The sequence below is a fragment of the Nitrososphaerales archaeon genome (assembly GCA_025058425.1).
Lineage (GTDB): Archaea > Thermoproteota > Nitrososphaeria > Nitrososphaerales > JANXEG01 > JANXEG01.
The window spans coordinates 1-16,923 of record JANXEG010000028.1 but is presented as its reverse complement, the minus strand read 5'-3'; the positions used below and the strand labels follow the sequence as shown (position 1 = coordinate 16,923).

Annotated in this window: 21 protein-coding genes; 20 read left to right on the top strand and 1 reads right to left on the bottom strand. The window is 41.5% G+C overall.

Features of this window, described 5'->3' with window-relative positions; genetic code table 11:
* The first annotated feature begins 622 nt into the window (after positions 1–622).
* The 6 genes from NZ896_04150 (at position 623) to NZ896_04125 (ending at position 8,819) form a co-directional block, all read left to right on the top strand.
* Complete coding sequence (locus tag NZ896_04150; protein ID MCS7116645.1) at positions 623–1,189, top strand: hypothetical protein; 567 nt, start codon at positions 623–625, stop codon at positions 1,187–1,189.
* A gap of 2 nt (positions 1,190–1,191) precedes the next feature.
* The gene (locus NZ896_04145) at positions 1,192–3,234 is read left to right on the top strand and encodes a minichromosome maintenance protein MCM (protein MCS7116644.1); all 2,043 of its coding nucleotides are present in this window, start codon (positions 1,192–1,194) and stop codon (positions 3,232–3,234) included.
* Positions 3,235–3,252: 18 nt separating this feature from the next.
* Positions 3,253–5,424, top strand: a complete 2,172-nt coding sequence (locus tag NZ896_04140) for a DEAD/DEAH box helicase (protein MCS7116643.1) — start codon at positions 3,253–3,255, stop codon at positions 5,422–5,424.
* Positions 5,424–6,746 (top strand): asparagine synthetase B, encoded by a 1,323-nt coding sequence (locus tag NZ896_04135; protein ID MCS7116642.1) that lies wholly within the window; start codon positions 5,424–5,426, stop codon positions 6,744–6,746. Before NZ896_04140 ends, NZ896_04135 begins: the two co-directional genes overlap by 1 nt.
* Positions 6,747–6,796: 50 nt before the next feature.
* Positions 6,797–7,237, top strand: a complete 441-nt coding sequence (locus NZ896_04130; protein MCS7116641.1) for an archease — start codon at positions 6,797–6,799, stop codon at positions 7,235–7,237.
* Positions 7,238–7,364: 127 nt separating this feature from the next.
* Complete coding sequence (locus tag NZ896_04125; GenBank protein MCS7116640.1) at positions 7,365–8,819, top strand: RtcB family protein; 1,455 nt, start codon at positions 7,365–7,367, stop codon at positions 8,817–8,819.
* Positions 8,820–8,871: 52 nt separating this feature from the next.
* Here NZ896_04125 and NZ896_04120 read toward each other — a convergent pair whose 3' ends face one another.
* On the bottom strand, positions 8,872–9,234 hold the full coding sequence (locus NZ896_04120; GenBank protein ID MCS7116639.1) for a hypothetical protein: 363 nt from the start codon (positions 9,232–9,234) through the stop codon (positions 8,872–8,874).
* Between the two features lie 112 nt (positions 9,235–9,346).
* Between NZ896_04120 and NZ896_04115 the strand changes: the two genes are divergently transcribed.
* The 14 genes from NZ896_04115 to NZ896_04050 all read left to right on the top strand — a co-directional run.
* Positions 9,347–10,192, top strand: a complete 846-nt coding sequence (locus NZ896_04115) for a hypothetical protein (protein MCS7116638.1) — start codon at positions 9,347–9,349, stop codon at positions 10,190–10,192.
* Between the two features lie 104 nt (positions 10,193–10,296).
* Entirely contained in the window at positions 10,297–11,304 is a 1,008-nt protein-coding gene (locus NZ896_04110; protein MCS7116637.1) for a 50S ribosomal protein L3, read from the top strand.
* A 7-nt stretch (positions 11,305–11,311) separates the two neighbouring features.
* The gene (gene rpl4p, locus NZ896_04105; GenBank protein ID MCS7116636.1) at positions 11,312–12,115 is read left to right on the top strand and encodes a 50S ribosomal protein L4; all 804 of its coding nucleotides are present in this window, start codon (positions 11,312–11,314) and stop codon (positions 12,113–12,115) included.
* A complete protein-coding gene (locus NZ896_04100) occupies positions 12,105–12,371 on the top strand; it encodes a 50S ribosomal protein L23 (GenBank protein ID MCS7116635.1) in 267 nt (88 codons plus the stop codon). Before rpl4p ends, NZ896_04100 begins: the two co-directional genes overlap by 11 nt.
* 5 nt (positions 12,372–12,376) lie before the next feature.
* Entirely contained in the window at positions 12,377–13,117 is a 741-nt protein-coding gene (locus tag NZ896_04095; protein ID MCS7116634.1) for a 50S ribosomal protein L2, read from the top strand.
* A gap of 32 nt (positions 13,118–13,149) precedes the next feature.
* Positions 13,150–13,545: a 30S ribosomal protein S19 gene (locus NZ896_04090; protein MCS7116633.1), complete on the top strand. Its 396-nt coding sequence runs from the start codon at positions 13,150–13,152 to the stop codon at positions 13,543–13,545.
* Between the two features lie 153 nt (positions 13,546–13,698).
* The gene (locus NZ896_04085; protein ID MCS7116632.1) at positions 13,699–14,160 is read left to right on the top strand and encodes a 50S ribosomal protein L22; all 462 of its coding nucleotides are present in this window, start codon (positions 13,699–13,701) and stop codon (positions 14,158–14,160) included.
* Positions 14,161–14,163: 3 nt separating this feature from the next.
* On the top strand, positions 14,164–14,859 hold the full coding sequence (locus tag NZ896_04080) for a 30S ribosomal protein S3 (protein ID MCS7116631.1): 696 nt from the start codon (positions 14,164–14,166) through the stop codon (positions 14,857–14,859).
* Positions 14,860–14,865: 6 nt separating this feature from the next.
* Complete coding sequence (gene rpmC / locus NZ896_04075; protein ID MCS7116630.1) at positions 14,866–15,075, top strand: 50S ribosomal protein L29; 210 nt, start codon at positions 14,866–14,868, stop codon at positions 15,073–15,075.
* Between the two features lie 2 nt (positions 15,076–15,077).
* Positions 15,078–15,359, top strand: a complete 282-nt coding sequence (locus tag NZ896_04070; GenBank protein ID MCS7116629.1) for a ribonuclease P protein component 1 — start codon at positions 15,078–15,080, stop codon at positions 15,357–15,359.
* Complete coding sequence (locus NZ896_04065; GenBank protein MCS7116628.1) at positions 15,356–15,679, top strand: 30S ribosomal protein S17; 324 nt, start codon at positions 15,356–15,358, stop codon at positions 15,677–15,679. The genes NZ896_04070 and NZ896_04065 overlap by 4 nt, the downstream gene beginning before the upstream one ends.
* The gene (locus NZ896_04060) at positions 15,680–16,111 is read left to right on the top strand and encodes a 50S ribosomal protein L14 (protein ID MCS7116627.1); all 432 of its coding nucleotides are present in this window, start codon (positions 15,680–15,682) and stop codon (positions 16,109–16,111) included.
* Positions 16,112–16,125: 14 nt separating this feature from the next.
* Positions 16,126–16,494: a 50S ribosomal protein L24 gene (gene rplX, locus NZ896_04055; protein ID MCS7116626.1), complete on the top strand. Its 369-nt coding sequence runs from the start codon at positions 16,126–16,128 to the stop codon at positions 16,492–16,494.
* The coding region (locus NZ896_04050) for a S4 domain-containing protein (protein ID MCS7116625.1) at positions 16,495–16,923 on the top strand (429 nt) is incomplete at its 3' end. It abuts the gene before it with no gap.

Here is a 16,923-nt window from a genome sequence, read left to right as displayed (position 1 = left end):
AAAAGAAATGAAATGCTGTTCAGAACCATTTCCATTAATCATCATTAAAGAATATCTTGTAGTAGCTAAATTTTGATATTTTTGCAGTTATTTTGGGCAATTTTTAGGTTTATTTACATATTTGAATATGAATGTGGTTGAACCATTTATTCTATACGTTAGTAAGGTTCTTTGATAAGGTTTCTAAAACTTTTGGTTTGGGATTCATAGTTGAAAAGCTGTAGAAATTTTAAGATGGGTGTAACATTTAAGGAACTTTACAAGAAATGATGCCGAACTCTCGAAAAATAGGTAAATCAAAGGCATAACTGTATCTACTACTCAGCTTATCAAAGGCTTTGCCTGTCTTCTTTCGTCCAACGGGAGTTTTCCTCGTAATGTTGAAGTGTTCTATAAATCTGGAGTTGAAACTTAAGATGATATGAGATTGAGTTCTTGTAGGAATATCAAGGCATTTAGACCAAAACCTATTCTACGACATTTGGCTTACAACGAGCATTTTAAGCTTGTATTAAAAGTTCAAACGCTAGATTATCATCTAAAGCATCAATTATCTTCTAAATTGTCCATAAAGATTTATCGCAAGGTTAAAGAGTATCAGGATGGTTATTCTTTTTAGTTCATGGTTATAGATCTAGAATCAGCGGATATACAACAACTCTTAAAGGATCGTAGGTTTAGCTACTTACTATCCCCTGTCAAGGTTCTTGTAAAGAAGGGGCTTCCGAGAATAGAGGTAGGATCCATTCAGATTGAAGAGCTTAAAGAAAGAGACCTTTTAGAGATGCCTCGATGGATGGCTGAAGTTTTAAGCGAGTTAGGCTTTATAGAGATACAAGAGGAGAGTTTTGATATCGAATTACTGAGAGCGTTAAGTAGAGAGAAGGTGCAAAGTTCATCACAATTATCCACGCTGAGGAGCGATTTTTATTTGAGAATGAAGAATTATTTGAATGAATTAAGATCTTATTGTGAAAAAGATAGTTCACGTAGGGCAGAATTTGATAAAATTTCAATTTTATGTAGAGATCTTATTACGATTCGTGTATGTAAACTTTTATATAATGCGTGTAGCTCATCATTACCTGCAGAACTTTTAGAAAAGATACCATTCGAGGAAAGAGTGCTTCTCGAGCGTGTGCACAAGATTATTGAAGATTGGAAGAAGAATATTTTGGAGGTGTTTTAGGAATGAGTGAAATGACGAGTGCAAAGCTCACTGAGCTCTTTACCGACTTTTTGAAGGGTTTTAAATCGAAGGATGGGAGCTTCAAGTACAGAGAGAGGCTCGCCCAACTCCCCTCTAGGGGAGGAAAGTCGCTCATTGTAGATTTTGATGATTTGAATTTGTATAATATAGATTTAGGATTAAAGTTATTGACCGAACCCGTCGAAACTCTAAATAGCTTCGATAAAGCCGCTTATGAAGCATTAAGATGGGAGAATCCGAGTTACGCAGATAAAATTCGAAGAGATTTAAGAGTTAGAATCAGGAACCTTCCGGATAAACTCTCTTTAAGAAAGTTAACGACAGAGCATTTAGGAAAGTTGGTAGCGGTCTCTGGTATGGTGATTCGTGCTTCAGAATTGAAACCTTTGGCTATGAAAGTCGCTTTTAAATGTAAAAAATGTGGTAATACTTCGTATGTTGAACAGACGGGAATTACGTTAAAAAAACCTACAAAGTGTGAATGGTGTAATGAAACGAAGAATTTTGATATGGATGAAAAGAATACCGAATTTATCGATTATCAACTGATAAGGTTACAGGAGTTGCCCGAAGAGTTGCCACCGGGCCAACTTCCCCAGTATATAGATGTAAATCTGACTGGCGATATTGTAAATACTGCCCGGCCTGGTGATCGTGTAATTGTAACGGGAATCGTTAATGTTGAGCAAGAATATTCGACGGCTGGAAAGCTTCGAATATTTAAAACGAAGATTCAAAGTAATTATATAGAGCCTTTAGCAAAGGGTCCTGAAGATGTAGAGATTACGAAAGAAGATGAAGAGTTGATCAAGAGTATCGCTAAGGAAGAGAATGCATATGAGAGGCTCATCGAATCGGTCTGCCCTACGATCTATGGCTACCATACACAGAAAGAAGCAATATTGCTCTCAATAGTCGGTGCACCTCAAAGGGTCCTTCCAGACGGTACAACTATTCGAGGCGATATCAACATTCTACTTGTTGGCGATCCTGGAACTGCCAAGAGCGAGCTTTTAAAGTATGCAGCTAGGGCTGCACCCCGTGGATTGTACACATCGGGTAGAGGTTCTACAGCGGCCGGTTTAACGGCTGCCGTAGTGAGGGATAGGAGCGGTATGATGATGCTCGAAGCTGGTGCCGTAGTTTTAGCGGATCAGGGTGTGGCAGCCATCGATGAATTCGATAAGATGAGGCCCGAAGATCGAAACGCTCTCCACGAAGTTATGGAGCAGCAGACCGTAAGTGTCGCTAAGGGCGGAATCGTAGCTACGTTGAATGCAAGAACGTCAATAATCGCTGCTGCCAACCCGATATTCGGTAAATACGACCCATATCGAAATATCGCCGATAACGTAAATTTACCGATACCGCTCCTTACACGTTTTGATCTAATATTTGTAGTTAGAGATATCCCCGATAGAGCCACGGATGAGGCACTTGCCAAACATGTTTTAGCCATACATAGAAAAGGCGGTTATGTTACAGCCCCACCGATCGAATTTGGATTGTTGAGAAAGTACTTGATCTATGCGAAGAGGATCGAGCCAAAACTCACCAAAGAAGCCGAAGATAGATTGTTAGAGTACTATTTGCAGATGAGAAGTATGGGGTCTGAGCTCATGATCACCGTAACACCAAGGCAGTTAGAAGCATTGATCCGATTGGCCACCGCAAGGGCAAGGCTCATGTTAAGGGATAAAGTCACTGAAGAGGACGGGTTGAGGGCTATAGCGTTGATGAGGAAGATGTTGGAGACTGTTGGTGTGGATGTAAGAACGGGTAAGGTCGATTTAGGCGTTATACATGGTAAGCCTTTAAGTGAAAGGAGCCTCTTGGAGACCGCTATAGATATCTTTAAATCTTTAGAAGGGCCTGAAAAGAACCCCGTAGAAGGTAAGAAGTTTATAGAAGAGTTGGTGAAGACGAAGAAGTTCACTCAAGAGGAAGCTCAAAGAATGTTACAGATTTTAAATAGAAGCGGACAGATATACGAAGTTAAACCCGGCTTTTACCGCAAGTTGTAGTTGTTAGATGTGCGGACTTTGAAGGTCTCATCTTTACCATTACCACCGAATGTCATCGCATTATTTGAATCCCAAGGTTACAGAGAGCTCTATCCACCTCAGATCGAAGCCGTCAAATCGGGTGTGTTAAATGGTGCTAATCTACTCATCACATCCCCTACCGCTAGTGGTAAAACATTCATCGCTTTAATGGCGGCTGCGAAGATCGTAACCAATAATGAGGGAAAGGTTGTTTATCTTGCCCCATTAAGGGCCCTTGCTAATGAGAAGTTTGAAGAATTTAAGATTCTTAGTGCACTTCAGAAGCCTAACGGGGAGAATATAAAGGTGATGATTTCGACTGGCGATTACGATTCACGTAGCGAATATTTGGGCGATGGTGATATTTTAGTACTGACGAATGAAAAGTTTGACTCTGTTCTTCGACATGGTGCGGACTGGTTAAATTCTGTAAAACTCTTCGTTATAGATGAAGTCCATTTAGTGGATAGCTTCGACCGTGGACCGACGATCGAAACGATCATCGCCAGGATACTGACTTACGCACATGAGTCTCAAATACTAGCTTTAAGTGCCACGATCACAAATGCAAAGGAGCTTGCGGATTGGTTGAATGCAAAGTTGGTAGATATAAACTGGAGACCTGTAAGGTTGATCGAAGGAATTTATGAATATGGGAAGATCAGGTTTGTGGATGGCTCTGTAAGGGAAGTTAAGCCTACTGGTAGAGGAGCTACTATAGATGTTGCGATAGATACGATTTCAGAGAATGGACAATCGTTGGTCTTTGTAAGGACGAGGAGGGAAGCGGTGAGCCTTTCATTAAAGTCTGCCGAAGTTACTCAACATTACCTTACTAAAGATGAGATCGATAGATTAAAGGCCCTTTCTGATGAAATTCTCAATACGGGTGAAGAGACCGAGTTAAGTAGAAATCTGGCCAAAGTAGTAAAGAGTGGTTCCGCTTTTCATCATGCAGGTCTTGATGCGCAACATAGAAGGATCGTAGAAGCGGGATTTAGAAATGGCTTGATAAAGTTATTGATCGCTACGCCCACTCTGGCTGCTGGAGTAAACCTTCCTGCAAGAAGGGTCGTGATAAGTAGTTTGATGAGGTACGATTCTGAGTACGGTGGGCAGATGCCGATCAGCATCTTAGAGTATAAACAGATGTGTGGAAGGGCGGGCCGTCCTCAATACGATTCGATCGGCGAAACTGTACTGATAGCCCATTCTTCAATCGAAGCCGATGAACTCTTCAATTATTATATAAAGGGCCAGCCCGAGCCCATCCATTCCCGTTTATCTCAAGATGGTGCTCTACGAACCCATATACTGGCCACTATATCTACATTGCCGGGTATAAGTGAGTCGGAAATTTTAGAATTATTCTCAAAGACGCTCTTTTCAAAGCAGTATCGTAAAGTAACATTTCACAAAAGGATTAAAGAAGCGATAGAATACTTGATCGATGAGAAGCTCATAGAGCAGAGGGCCAAGAGATACATTGCGACAGAATTCGGTAAGAGAATATCTTTACTCTACATCGATCCTCGAACTGGAGTTATGTTTAGAGATGCGTTACAATACGTTAAAGATGAGGCTCACCCTATAGGTTTATTGCACCTGATAGTTACCTCTCAGGACTTCGCACCGAAATTTCCATTGAGGAATAGAGATTGGGAATCAGCTTCATCATTCGTAAATGAATTTAGGGATAAGTTCATCATACCCGTTCCTAATGAGAGAGATTATAATTCCTATGAAATTTTTTTACAGGATACGAGGTCACTGATGATCATGCTCGGATGGATCGATGAATGGAGTGAAGATCGACTCCTTAAAGTGTATGGTGTAGAGCCTGGAGATTTACATAGAGCGATAGAGAGTGCTGACTGGCTCCTCTACTCTCTATCGGAACTCTCTAAATTGCTAACTCATACCAATATTTTGAATGAAATATACGAGTTGAGGCAAAGGGTGAAGTATGGTATAAAGCCAGAATTGATACCTTTGGTCAGTTTAGAAGGAATAGGGAGGGTAAGGGCACGCTCACTCTATAATGCAGGCTTTACCACACTCGATAAGTTGGCATCTAGCTCTATAGATAAAATAGCATCGGTACCGAAGATAGGGTATACTTTAGCTAAGAAGATCAAGGAGCAGATCGAAAAGGTCGACTATAGATAATGCTTATACAAGCAAGTGGATTGGTTGGATTTTTAGGTGATGGTGCCACATTCCGCCTACAAAATGTACTCAAACTTCTTACTCATAGAGCACCCGGAGGGTTCAAGATCTTCCTTGAAGGTATGAAAGAAATCGATATCGAATCATTGAGTAAAGTAAAATCGAAGATCGCATTAGCCTACTGTGTCAGAAATCGGCTTACAGATGTTAAATTTCACGGATCATTTTACGAGCCTGATGAAGAAGGGATCTTATCAAAGATCTCCAGATCGATCGATCATGGAGAGTATGAAGAATTGGTAAAGGTTCTTTCGCAGGTGGATGGAGCTTACGCATTTCTTTTTTGTGATGATCACTCATTAATCTATGGTCGTGATCCGTTAGGATTGAAGCCGCTTTATGTAGGAAGAAAGGATGGTGTGATAGGTGTATCTTCAGAGATTAAAGCCCTTCAAGCATCTGGTTTAACAGAAGTTCGACTGGTAAAACCTGGCCATCTATTTAAAGAATCTCTGATTTCACGTGAGGTATTCACCATCAGAGAAATAAGATTACAATCGATAAGTGAAGGTATTGAAAATGTTGTTGAAAACACTTTGAAACTTATCTGTAAATCTTTAGAACGTAGAGTTAAGGATAAGGTAGTACTTGGATTTTCAGGTGGTGTAGATAGCGCGCTTCTCGCACTCCTTACTTCCAAACTATGTAATGTTGAGTTAATTACAGTATCGGCAAGAGGTTCAAGGGACGAGATCGATGCTACAACTGCGGCTGAAGAGCTAGGTATTCAACTACACCATGTGTCTATTACAAAAAATGTCTTGAAGGAGATTCTGGGAAAGATTGCCCATCTGATCGAATGTGATGGAATTATGGATTTGAGCATAGGTACAATAGTCTATTTCGTTGCAAAGAAAGCAAAAGAGCTCGGTTATGATACACTTATGCTCGGCCAATTTGCAGATGAGCTCTTTGGAGGGTATGCAAAGTATATGAGATTACTTAGAGAAAGGGGTAGAGAAGTGGTAGAAGCTATGATGAGAAATGATATTTTGACGGCCCATGAAAAGAATTTTCCTCGTGATGAGAAAGCGACCTCTCCTTTCGTCGAATTGGTTTTACCTTATGCACAGATCGATTTAGTGGAATATGCCGCTTCCCTTCCCATCGATGTAAAGCTTCAGCCAATTAATGATACTCGCAAATGGTTGCTCAGAAGGGTGGCGATAGCTGCAGGGTTGCCAGAAGATTTGGCATTTAAACAGAAGAAGGCGATGCAGTATAGTTCAGGGATTCAAAAGTTGATCAAAGAATTGATTTAATTATTTCAGAAAGATTTATTGAATATCATCGTATTAACAATGTTGATAGTATGAGGGGGTTAAGATCTGGTTTTAAATTTTTAGAAGGTGTGGTCATCGCCGATGCAGCATTTAAAGCATGGGGTTCGAGCTTAGAAGAGCTATTCGAAGCAGCAGCTACAGCGCTCTTTGAGATCATGGTTGACACAAAGAGTGTTGAATTGAAGGTTGAGAGAGATTTTGAATTACAGAATGAAAGTGTAGAGGGATTACTGTACGATTTTCTATCTTACTTAATATTTCTAAAAGATGCAGAGATGCTTCTTTTAAGCCGTTTTGATATTAAGATCAAAGGGAATGGGGGTTATCAACTCTCAGCCCATGTTTACGGTGAACAGATCGATATGAAAAAACATGAATTGAGAATCGATGTGAAAGCGATCACTTACTATTTATTCGAAGTAAAAAGGGTTGGTGATGAATGGGTTGCGATGGTAGTAGTAGATGTGTAAATCGATTACGTATATCGATCATTTAATCGAGTGCATAGCATGTTATAGGCATTAGAGTAGATTTGAATGATTATTGAATCAATCGATTTATAAAGGACCGTTTGTCCTTAGAATATTGGTGAATTTTATGTCGACCCCTCCTCTTCATCGCATTTCAGAGATAGTTTGGGAGATACCACAAAGTTACAAAGAAGGCATGCGTGTCCCAGCCAGAATCTATGCTACAGACAATCTTATGAGGAATATGGATCGTATGGTATTTGAACAGATTACAAATGTAGCATGCCTGCCCGGAATACAGAAGTACGCTATCGCCATGGCCGATGCCCATACGGGCTATGGATTCCCGATCGGAGGGGTGGCAGCGTTCTCTCTAAAGGATGGTGTAATATCACCCGGCGGTATCGGTTTTGATATCAACTGTGGAGTGAGATTAATAAAGACCGATCTTACATTAAAAGAAGTTAAGCCAAAGTTAAAGGAGCTCATCGATACCATATTCCAAATCGTACCAGCTGGTGTGGGTGCAAGGGGTTTTGTAAGAGTGAGTCAGAGTGATTTTAAAGAAGTATTAGAGAGGGGGGCAGAATGGGCTGTTGAGAAAGGGTTTGGCTGGAAGGAAGATTTGGAGCGAACTGAAGATTATGGAAAGATCAAGGGTGCGGATCCGTCAAAGGTAAGTAGCATGGCGATTCAAAGAGGTTACGATCAAGTCGGTACTTTAGGATCTGGTAACCATTATCTTGAAATTCAAGCGGTCGATTCTAACAGATATTTCGATCGAGAACTTGCGAAGCACTTTGGTATCACCATGGAAGACCAAATCACGGTGATGGTTCACTGTGGTTCGAGAGGTTTCGGCCATCAGATCGGTACAGATTATTTGAGAATATTTGAACGCGCTATGAAGAAGTATGGTATTACCGTACGTGATCGTGAATTGGCATGTGCACCATTCGAATCTCCTGAAGGGCAAGATTATTATAAAGCGATGGCCTGTGCAGCCAATATGGCCTTCGCAAATAGACAGGTGATTACGCACAGAATACGTGAGGCTTTCGGTAAAGTCTTCCATACAGATCCTGAGAAATTGGGTATGCACTTGGTGTACGATGTGGCCCATAATATTGCGAAGATAGAGAGGCATAAAGTCGATGGTGAAAAGATGACTGTAATCGTACATAGGAAGGGTGCTACAAGGAGCTTTGGTCCCGGAGAGGAGGAAGTACCTCCAGTCTATAGGCATGTGGGCCAACCAGTGATAATAGGAGGATCGATGGAGACTGGTTCTTATCTGTTGGTCGGTACGACGAAGGCGATGATCGAGACCTTTGGCTCTACAGCACATGGTTCGGGTAGGACGATGTCGAGAGAGGCCGCGAAGAGGAGAGTAAGTGGTCAAGAGTTGGTAAGAGATTTGGAGAAGAAGGGAATATATGTAAGAGCGGTCTCTATGTCTGGATTGGCCGAAGAAGCGGGTATAGCTTACAAAGATATTTCAGAAGTCGTAGAGGCGACACATTTAGCGGGCATATCTAAGAAGGTCGTCGCATTAAGACCCTTAGGTAATATAAAAGGTTAGTAGAAATTAGTGATTCGATCTTAATTCAATAACTTCCTATATATCATTCTTCCTATTCTTCTTTAGCCCTCAACTTTTCACTAAGTGAGATCATTCTACCACTCTCTTCAATCTTTATCTTTGTTTCGATACGCACATCAAGTCCCAAAATTCTAAAGAGTTGTAAAAGCTCACCTCCAGATATATAGTCGGTAATTACACCTTTCTTTATTAAATCGGCAAGTCTCTTTACGATCAAAGGTACCACATCAGGATAAGCCCTCTCTGCAGCCTCCAAGACTTCAACACCTCTATCTACCAACCTACTGATCAGAATATCTCTAGGGCTCTTCTCCTGAGCCTTTTGAATGAGCTTCTTCTTAAGCTCCAAAAGCTTCTTCGTTGTAAGAAGTTCTAACTCCCGATCCTTCTCCATTCCATAAATTCTCTATCTTAAGTAGTAAATAACTATTATCAAAGATACATTCATAATCGCCAGTAGCTCGATGAAAAGACTTATCGAATGGGCAGGCTTATCTTAATGAAGGATGCCATTCGAACACTCAAAACTCTCAATAGCCATACCTGATTCTTTGGTCTCAGAGGAAAAGGATTTGAGAGAGAAGACCGTGAAGATAGGCATGGTAGGAAGGGCGTGTGCCATCTTCAAGGTTCATAAAATATACATCTATAAAGATCATGGTAATTATGAAAGAGACTTTCAGATCATAAAGAGTTTACTAGAATACATGGAGACACCTCAATATCTGAGAAAGAAGCTATTTACAAAGAAGGAGGAGTTAAGATTCGTCGGTATTCTCCCTCCATTAAGAACCCCTCACCACAAATTGTTAAAGCCTTTATCAGAGGTAAAGGTTGGTGAATTTAGAGAAGGTTTGGTGGTAAGGGTTAAAGATCGGTTGATGGTCGATGTGGGTTTATCATCATTGATACCCCTCAACGGTTCGATCAACGAAGGTAGTAGAGTGACTGTGCGCTTTACACAACCATATCCAAACCTTAGATGTGAGATTGTAGATAGATCTGTCATCGATGAGTATTGGGGTTACGTGGTAGAAAGGGGGCCGATTTTATCAAAGTTGGTAAAGAATGTGAAGCCCGAGCTCTTCATCGTGACTTCAAGGGAGGGTAGGTTGATCAATGAATTATGGGATGAATTTGTTAAAGAGGTTAAGAAGGCGAAGAAGATCCTTATAGCGTTTGGTTCGCCGAGAAAGGGTATTCATGAGATTTTAGCTGAGGAGGGATGCACACCCGAGAACTTTACTCGTTTCATCATAAATATGTTCCCAAAACAAGGTACCGAAACTATTAGAACGGAAGAAGCGATACTTGGTACATTAGCTTTAATCAACCTTGCATTACATATGTGATAAACATAAGAACCCATAAGTAAAATATCATAAAACTTTAAATGTGATTGGATAAGAGTAAGATTTAAAAGTAATGTAAAGCTTTCCTCAGCGGTTGATGAGGTTTGGGCCATAGGAAGCATAATGCACCTAGGAGAGGGTCGCTCGCCTTTAGGCCAAGAGCGAGAACTTCACATATTGTACCCCTGATACGTAATTGGCCTGAGGTGGATAGCGATAAGCCTACACTTCTAGGGCATGTAGGATTTAAAGCCGGGTGCATCCATGTAATCACCGTAGATGATAGAGAGGGAAGTCCTAACTTTGGTAAGCCTTTATTTAATGCAGCAACCGTTTTAGTAACCCCTCCTCTCTACATTTTTGGCTTAAGGGCATATCACAAGGTAAATGATCATCACCAACCACTTAGTGAAGCTCATGCTAAGAATCTTCCCAAAGACCTGGCCAGAAAGGTTAGGATTCAACCGAGAGCGATTGAAGAATTTATGAAGATTTTAGAGAAACGATTACCAGAGGTGAAGTATTTTACAGCTTTATGTTACGTTAGACCTAAAGATATAGGCCTTTCCCAAAAGAAGCCTTTCATCTTTGAAGTCCGCATCGGTGGTGGGGATATAAAGGCACAATTGGATTATCTAGTAAGTATATTAGGAAAAGAAGTGAAGATCTCAGACATCTTCAAGCCGGGAATGTACGTAGATGTAATTGGAATCACGAAAGGCAAAGGTTTTGAAGGGCCAGTAACGAGAATGGGTATAAAGAGGAAGCAACACAAATCTCGAAAGAGTGTGAGGGCTGTTGGTACATTGGGCCCATGGCACCCTGCAGCCGTTATGTATACTGTTCCAAGGGCTGGTCAAATGGGTTTCCACCAAAGGACCGAGTATAATAAACGTATCCTGATATTGAGTAATGAAAGTGAAATGCCAATTACTCCAAAGGGAGGTTTTCCGCACTTTGGAGTAGTTAGGGGAGATTACATAGTGGTAAGTGGTTCTGTGCCAGGTCCAGTAAAGAGGCTCGTTAGACTTCGCTTCCCAATGAGGGCACATGTCAAGAAGGTCCAACCACCAAAGATCATCGAAATAAGTGTTGCACAGAAAGTTGGGTGAATAGATTATGAAAGTACCTGTTTATAGCCTTAAAGGCACAAAAGTAGGGAGTGTCGAGCTACCAAGAGTATTCTCTACACCATTTCGACCAGATTTGATTCATAGAGTATATGTAGCTCTAGATTCGCATAAGTACCAACCTAAAGGTACCGATCCGATGGCTGGTAAAAGGACGAGTGCGGAGTCTTGGGGTGTAGGTCATGGCGTTTCACGTGTAGCCCGAGTAAAGGGTGAGCGCCACCCCAGAGCTGGACAAGCAGCAGGTATTGCAGGTGTAGTTAAAGGCAGGGTCGCACATCCGCCCAGGCCTGAGAAGATCATTTGGAAGAGAGTGAATAAAAAAGAAAGGCGTTTAGCACTGGCTTCAGCCATCGCAGCGACTGCAAATAGGGAATTAATAATATCACGTGGCCATAAAGTGGGGGATTTGGCTACATTCCCGATAGTAGTTTCAGATAGCATAGAGAAGGTAAAGAAGGCTAAGGATATTATTGAATTCTTTGAGAAGATAGGTCTGAAAGAAGAATTAAATAGATTGGTGAAGAGTAGGAAGAAGCGATCTGGTAAACCAAGGATGAGAGGAAGGGTTACAAAAAGTGCTCAAGGGCCATTAATCGTGGTATCTCAAGATAAAGGTATCAAAGATGCAGTTAAGAATCTGATCGGTGTAAAGTGCGTACTTGCAAAGGATCTGAGTGTACTCGATTTGGCACCCGGTGCGAGTGCTGGTAGGCTTACGATCTGGTCAAAGTCCGCTTTAAAGAATATTGTAAAGCCAGTTTTGGAGATAGGTGAGATCGTTGCAGCCTGATGAAGCGTTAAGGATCATCAAGAGGCCCTATATTACAGAGAAGACCTTTGAGATGATTGAGAAAGAGAATAAACTGGTCTTCATCGTGGACGATGATGCAGATAAAAGGAAGATAAAGAGTGCTATAGAGACCCTCTATAATGTGAAGGTCCAATCGGTTAATACAGCCCGTACAATTTATGGTAAAAAAGCTTATGTAAGGCTTTCGAAAGAGAGTTCAGCGATCGATTTAGCTTCAAAACTTGGCGTGGTGTGATCGAATTGGGAAGGAGGATCATTCAGCAAAAGAGGGGGCATGGAGCGCCTCAATATAGAGTGGCTAGTAAGGGAAAGATCGCTCCCGTATCATATCCATCTCAAAAGATCGGAGAGACCAACACCGCCTATGTATTGGATATTTTACATGAGAGAGGTAGATTTACACCGATAGCCCAACTATCGATGGATGATGGAAGAGTTGTATATATACCAGCGGTAGAGGGTTTGCAGGTTGGAGCGAAGATCGAAATCGGTTTCGAAGCCTCTGTGAAGCAAGGGAATATTTTACCATTAAGCAAAATACCGGAAGGTACGGTGATCTGTAATATTGAGAAGAACTTTGGAGATGGTGGCAAGTTGGTTCGCGCCCCAGGAAGTTCTGCCGTCCTCTTCTCTCATACACCTGAAGGGGCTATTGTAAAGATGCCTTCAGGTAAGAGTATGATTTTAAATGAAAATTGTAGAGCGATGATCGGAGTGATAGCGGGCGGTGGTAGATTGGAGAAGCCATTTCTAAAGGCCGGTGCAAAGTACTATGCGGTGAAAGGCAAGGGAAGGGTATTCCCCAGGGTAAGGGCTGTCGCCATGGCAGCTGTACATCACCCACACGGAGGAGGGAGGCATGCCCACAAAGCACCCAAATCTGTCTCAAGGTATGCACCACCAGGTAGCAAAGTAGGCCACATCGCCCCGAGGAGGACGGGTCGGAGAGGAAAGGTAAAACGAGAAAGTATATCAACATAGGTATTATGATATAATATATAGGAGGAGGGTAGATGGTTAGAGAATTCAGATACCGCGGATATACGTTGGAGCAATTGAAGAATATGCCTTTAGAAACCTTTCTATCGTTGTTACCTTCAAGGCAAAGAAGGTCTTTAAATAGAGGCATATCAGAAGAGAAGAGGAGGTTATTAGAGAAGATAAGGTTGGCATGTGATGGCCGATTTAAAGGAAAGATAGAAACACATGAGAGAGATATGATCATTCTACCCTACATGGTGGGATTAACAATCTTCGTACATAATGGTAAAGAGTTTGTGCCATTGGAGATCAAGCCTGAGATGATCGGCCACTATCTGGGCGAATACGTGATCACGAATAAGAAGGTAGTCCATGGTACACCTGGCATAGGTGCATCACGATCGAGCCTTTACGTACCTTTAAAGTAAGAATGGTCCAAATCATCTTGTAAACTTTTTTAAATATCGTTCTGCATAAAAAACGATTGTACAAAATTTAAAGGATTTCCTGATAACTTATTCTTGGAAAGTTTTTAATATTAGTTCTTTTAAAAGTAAACAGAACGAGTTGGAAGCTCGAATATGCCCGAGTTTAAATATAGCTTTCAAGGATATGACCCACTTATTCATGTACGGGCGAGTGGTAGGGAGGTAGATATTAGCCCAAAGGATGCTAGAGAGGTCTGTGTAGCAATAAAAGGTATGAAATTATCACAAGCAAAGAGTTTTTTGGAGAATGTTATCAATCTGAAACAACCTGTAGCCTTCAGAAGGTATAAAGGTGAAGTAGGCCATAAACGTGGCCTTCAAGGTTTTTATGCTGGGCGTTATCCAGTTAAGGCAGCCAAGAAGATCTTAGAGGTGCTGAATAATTTGGAGGCAAATGCAGAGTATAAAGGTATGGACATAGACCGTTTAGTAATCATACATGCTGCAGCGATGAGGGGTAGAAAGATAAAGGCTTATATCCCTAGAGCTTTTGGAAGGGCGACACCGAGTTTTAATACATTGGTGCATTTAGAATTGGTCGCTAAGGAGGTGTAAGTAATGTCGGCATATGAAGAAAGGTATGCGATCAAAAGTGTGTTGAAGAGGAATGTGAGGAATGCTGAAATTGACGAGTTCTTACAGAGCGAGTTAGCGGATGCTGGATATGGTGGTGTAGATATTCAAAGGACCCCTATAGGCACACGTATCACGATACACGTAATCAGACCAGGTCTAGTCATAGGTAGACGTGGTGAAGGGATACGTGAATTGACCGAGAAGTTAGAGAAGAAGTTCAATCTACCGAATCCGCAGATTTCTGTAATGGAGGTTGAAGTACCAGAATTGAACCCTCGAATCATGTGCAGCAGAATCGTGCAGGCGATCGCGCGAGGTACAACGTTTAGAAGGGTTGCAGTTTGGGCATTGAACACAATTATGAGTGCTGGTGCGCTAGGGGCTGAGATCGTAATCTCGGGCAAGTTAAGAAGTGAAAGGGCACATTTTGAAAAGTACCGTGCAGGTATTGTGCCGAAGAGTGGTGAGACTGCAAATAGAGTCGTTGAAGAAGCTACCGCAGATGTCTTATTAAAGATGGGTTTATATGGTGTGAAGGTTAAGATCGCGCGCAAAGAAGCGCTCGAGCCCGAAGTTAAAATTTTGGATGTAAAGGCTGAAGAAATCATTAAAGAGGAAGGGAGTGAGGGTGAGGGTGGAGGGAAGGAAGGAAAGGGGGAAGAGAAAGTAGGAGAGTGAATGATTATGACCAGTCTTAAAGCGAGTGAATTAAGAAAGATGAGTAAAGAAGAGTTGAATAAGAAACTCTCAGAATTGACTGCCGAATTGATGAAATTGAAAAGTTCTGCCGCTCGGGGCACATTAAGAAAAGAGACTGGAAAGATTAAGTATTTAAGAAGGGATATAGCAAGAATTAAAACCGTTTTGAATGAGATGAGGAAAAAGGTGGTCTAACGATGGAGATCAATACAAAAAATTTAATCGCTCATGAATTGATCGGGCTTAAAGCGCGTATAGAAGAGAGTAATGATCCAACTTTAAAAGGCCTTACGGGTATAATTGTTGATGAAACCAAAAATATGTTAAGAATGAGTATCGATAGTATGATTAAGTCAATACCTAAATCTATCGTTACTTTAAGATTTTGGTTACCTGATGGGAGTAGTTGTATAGTTAGAGGAAAGATGATCGTAGGAAGGCCTGAAGACCGTGTGAAGAAGTTGAGGTGGAAGATGTGAGAAATATAGGTATCGATGTAAAACCACCTACTAAGTCATGTGATGATCCCGAATGCCCCTTTCACGGATCTCTAAGTGTAAGAGGAAAAATCCTCGAAGGGAAGGTGGTGAGCAACCTTGCTAAAAAGATGATAGTAATTGAAAGGGAGTATCTTCATTATGTGAAGAAGTATATGAGGTACGAAAGAAGGAGGAGTAAGATACATGCCCACTTACCCCCGTGTATAGAAGTTGCAAAAGGGGATAGAGTAATAATCGGGGAATGTAGACCTTTAGCTAAAACTGTATCCTTTGTGGTGTTAGGGAAGGTGGAGGGCTAATTGCCTAAGTCTCGTGCAGTCTCCGCAAAGGGTATAGAAGAATTTAAGCTTTACATTACAAGAGCTCTACCAGTAAATTCTGTAATCAATTGTGCCGACAATACGGGAGCTAAAACATTGAAGATAGTTCAAGTAGTTGGGTATAAAGGAAGGTTAAAACGTATACCAGCCGCTTGCATAGGGGATCATGTAACTGTAGTAGTAAAGAAAGGCCCCCCGGAGTTAAGGAAGCAGACCTTTGATGCAGTTATTGTAAGGCAAAGGTATCCAGTAAGAAGGGCCAATGGTGTGCGCATCATGTTTGAAGATAACGCCGCAGTAATAATAACCCCTGAAGGAGAGTTGAAAGGTACCGAAATTAAGGGGCCTGTAGCTGCAGAAGCTGCAGAACGTTGGTCAAGAATTGCTAACTTAGCTACCATCATCGTATAGGTGAAGGTGGGTTGATGTCTTCAAAACCACGTAAAGTGAGAAAGAGGTTGTACGAGGCGCCACATCACATCAAATCATCACAAGTATGCGCACCTCTTTCAAAAGAACTTAGAGAAAAGTATGGTGTGAAATCTTTGAGAGTGAGAAAGGGTGACATGGTTAAAGTTATGAGAGGAACATACAAGGGTGTTGAAGGTAAAGTTACAGAAGTGGACGTAGAATCGGGCAGAGTCGCCATAGAAGGTATCACACGTGAAAAGGTTGGTGGCGGAACCGTCCCGGTGATGATCCATGCCTCCAAAGTAATGATTACGAGTATCAATTTGGATGATAAATGGAGAAGGATGAAGCTTGAGAAGAGTGCTCCAAAGGTGAGTGAATAGATGGGACACATGGGAGGACAAAGGAGGACAAAAAGGTCCAAAGCGCCTGCGTATTGGCCAATACCGCGAAAGAGGTACCAATTTACTATAACGACTTCACCGGGGCCTCATCCAAAAGATTGGAGCTACCCCCTTGCAGTTTTGGTTAGAGATGTTTTGAAGTTGGTCAAGACTTATAGGGAAGCGAAAGCATCTATCAAAGAAGGGAACTTTATAATCGATGGTGTCGTAAGGACTTCACCCAACTTCCCCGTAGGTTTGATGGACGTAGTGAGTATACCTCCAATTTCTAAAATCTTTCGATTACTACCTACACCAAAGAGCCCCTTAGAAGCCATAGAGGTTCCCGAAGTTGAAAAGAATCTTAAATTGTGTAAGGTAAAGACCAAAACTACAGTAAAAGGAGGTGCAATACAGTATGGACTGCAC

Bases quoted from the DNA above. Each gene is read 5' to 3' on its own strand.
- rplX (MCS7116626.1), top strand. From the start codon at position 16,126: ATGTCTTCAAAACCACGTAAAGTGAGAAAGAGGTTGTACGAGGCGCCA.
- NZ896_04070 (MCS7116629.1), top strand. From the start codon at position 15,078: ATGGAGATCAATACAAAAAATTTAATCGCTCATGAATTGATCGGGCTT.
- NZ896_04130 (MCS7116641.1), top strand. From the start codon at position 6,797: ATGAGGGGGTTAAGATCTGGTTTTAAATTTTTAGAAGGTGTGGTCATC.
- NZ896_04080 (MCS7116631.1), top strand. From the start codon at position 14,164: ATGTCGGCATATGAAGAAAGGTATGCGATCAAAAGTGTGTTGAAGAGG.
- NZ896_04135 (MCS7116642.1), top strand. From the start codon at position 5,424: ATGCTTATACAAGCAAGTGGATTGGTTGGATTTTTAGGTGATGGTGCC.
- NZ896_04090 (MCS7116633.1), top strand. From the start codon at position 13,150: ATGGTTAGAGAATTCAGATACCGCGGATATACGTTGGAGCAATTGAAG.
- rpl4p (MCS7116636.1), top strand. From the start codon at position 11,312: ATGAAAGTACCTGTTTATAGCCTTAAAGGCACAAAAGTAGGGAGTGTC.
- NZ896_04145 (MCS7116644.1), top strand. From the start codon at position 1,192: ATGAGTGAAATGACGAGTGCAAAGCTCACTGAGCTCTTTACCGACTTT.
- NZ896_04125 (MCS7116640.1), top strand. From the start codon at position 7,365: ATGTCGACCCCTCCTCTTCATCGCATTTCAGAGATAGTTTGGGAGATA.
- rpmC (MCS7116630.1), top strand. From the start codon at position 14,866: ATGACCAGTCTTAAAGCGAGTGAATTAAGAAAGATGAGTAAAGAAGAG.
- NZ896_04115 (MCS7116638.1), top strand. From the start codon at position 9,347: ATGCCATTCGAACACTCAAAACTCTCAATAGCCATACCTGATTCTTTG.
- NZ896_04085 (MCS7116632.1), top strand. From the start codon at position 13,699: ATGCCCGAGTTTAAATATAGCTTTCAAGGATATGACCCACTTATTCAT.
- NZ896_04150 (MCS7116645.1), top strand. From the start codon at position 623: ATGGTTATAGATCTAGAATCAGCGGATATACAACAACTCTTAAAGGAT.
- NZ896_04120 (MCS7116639.1), bottom strand. From the start codon at position 9,234: ATGGAGAAGGATCGGGAGTTAGAACTTCTTACAACGAAGAAGCTTTTG.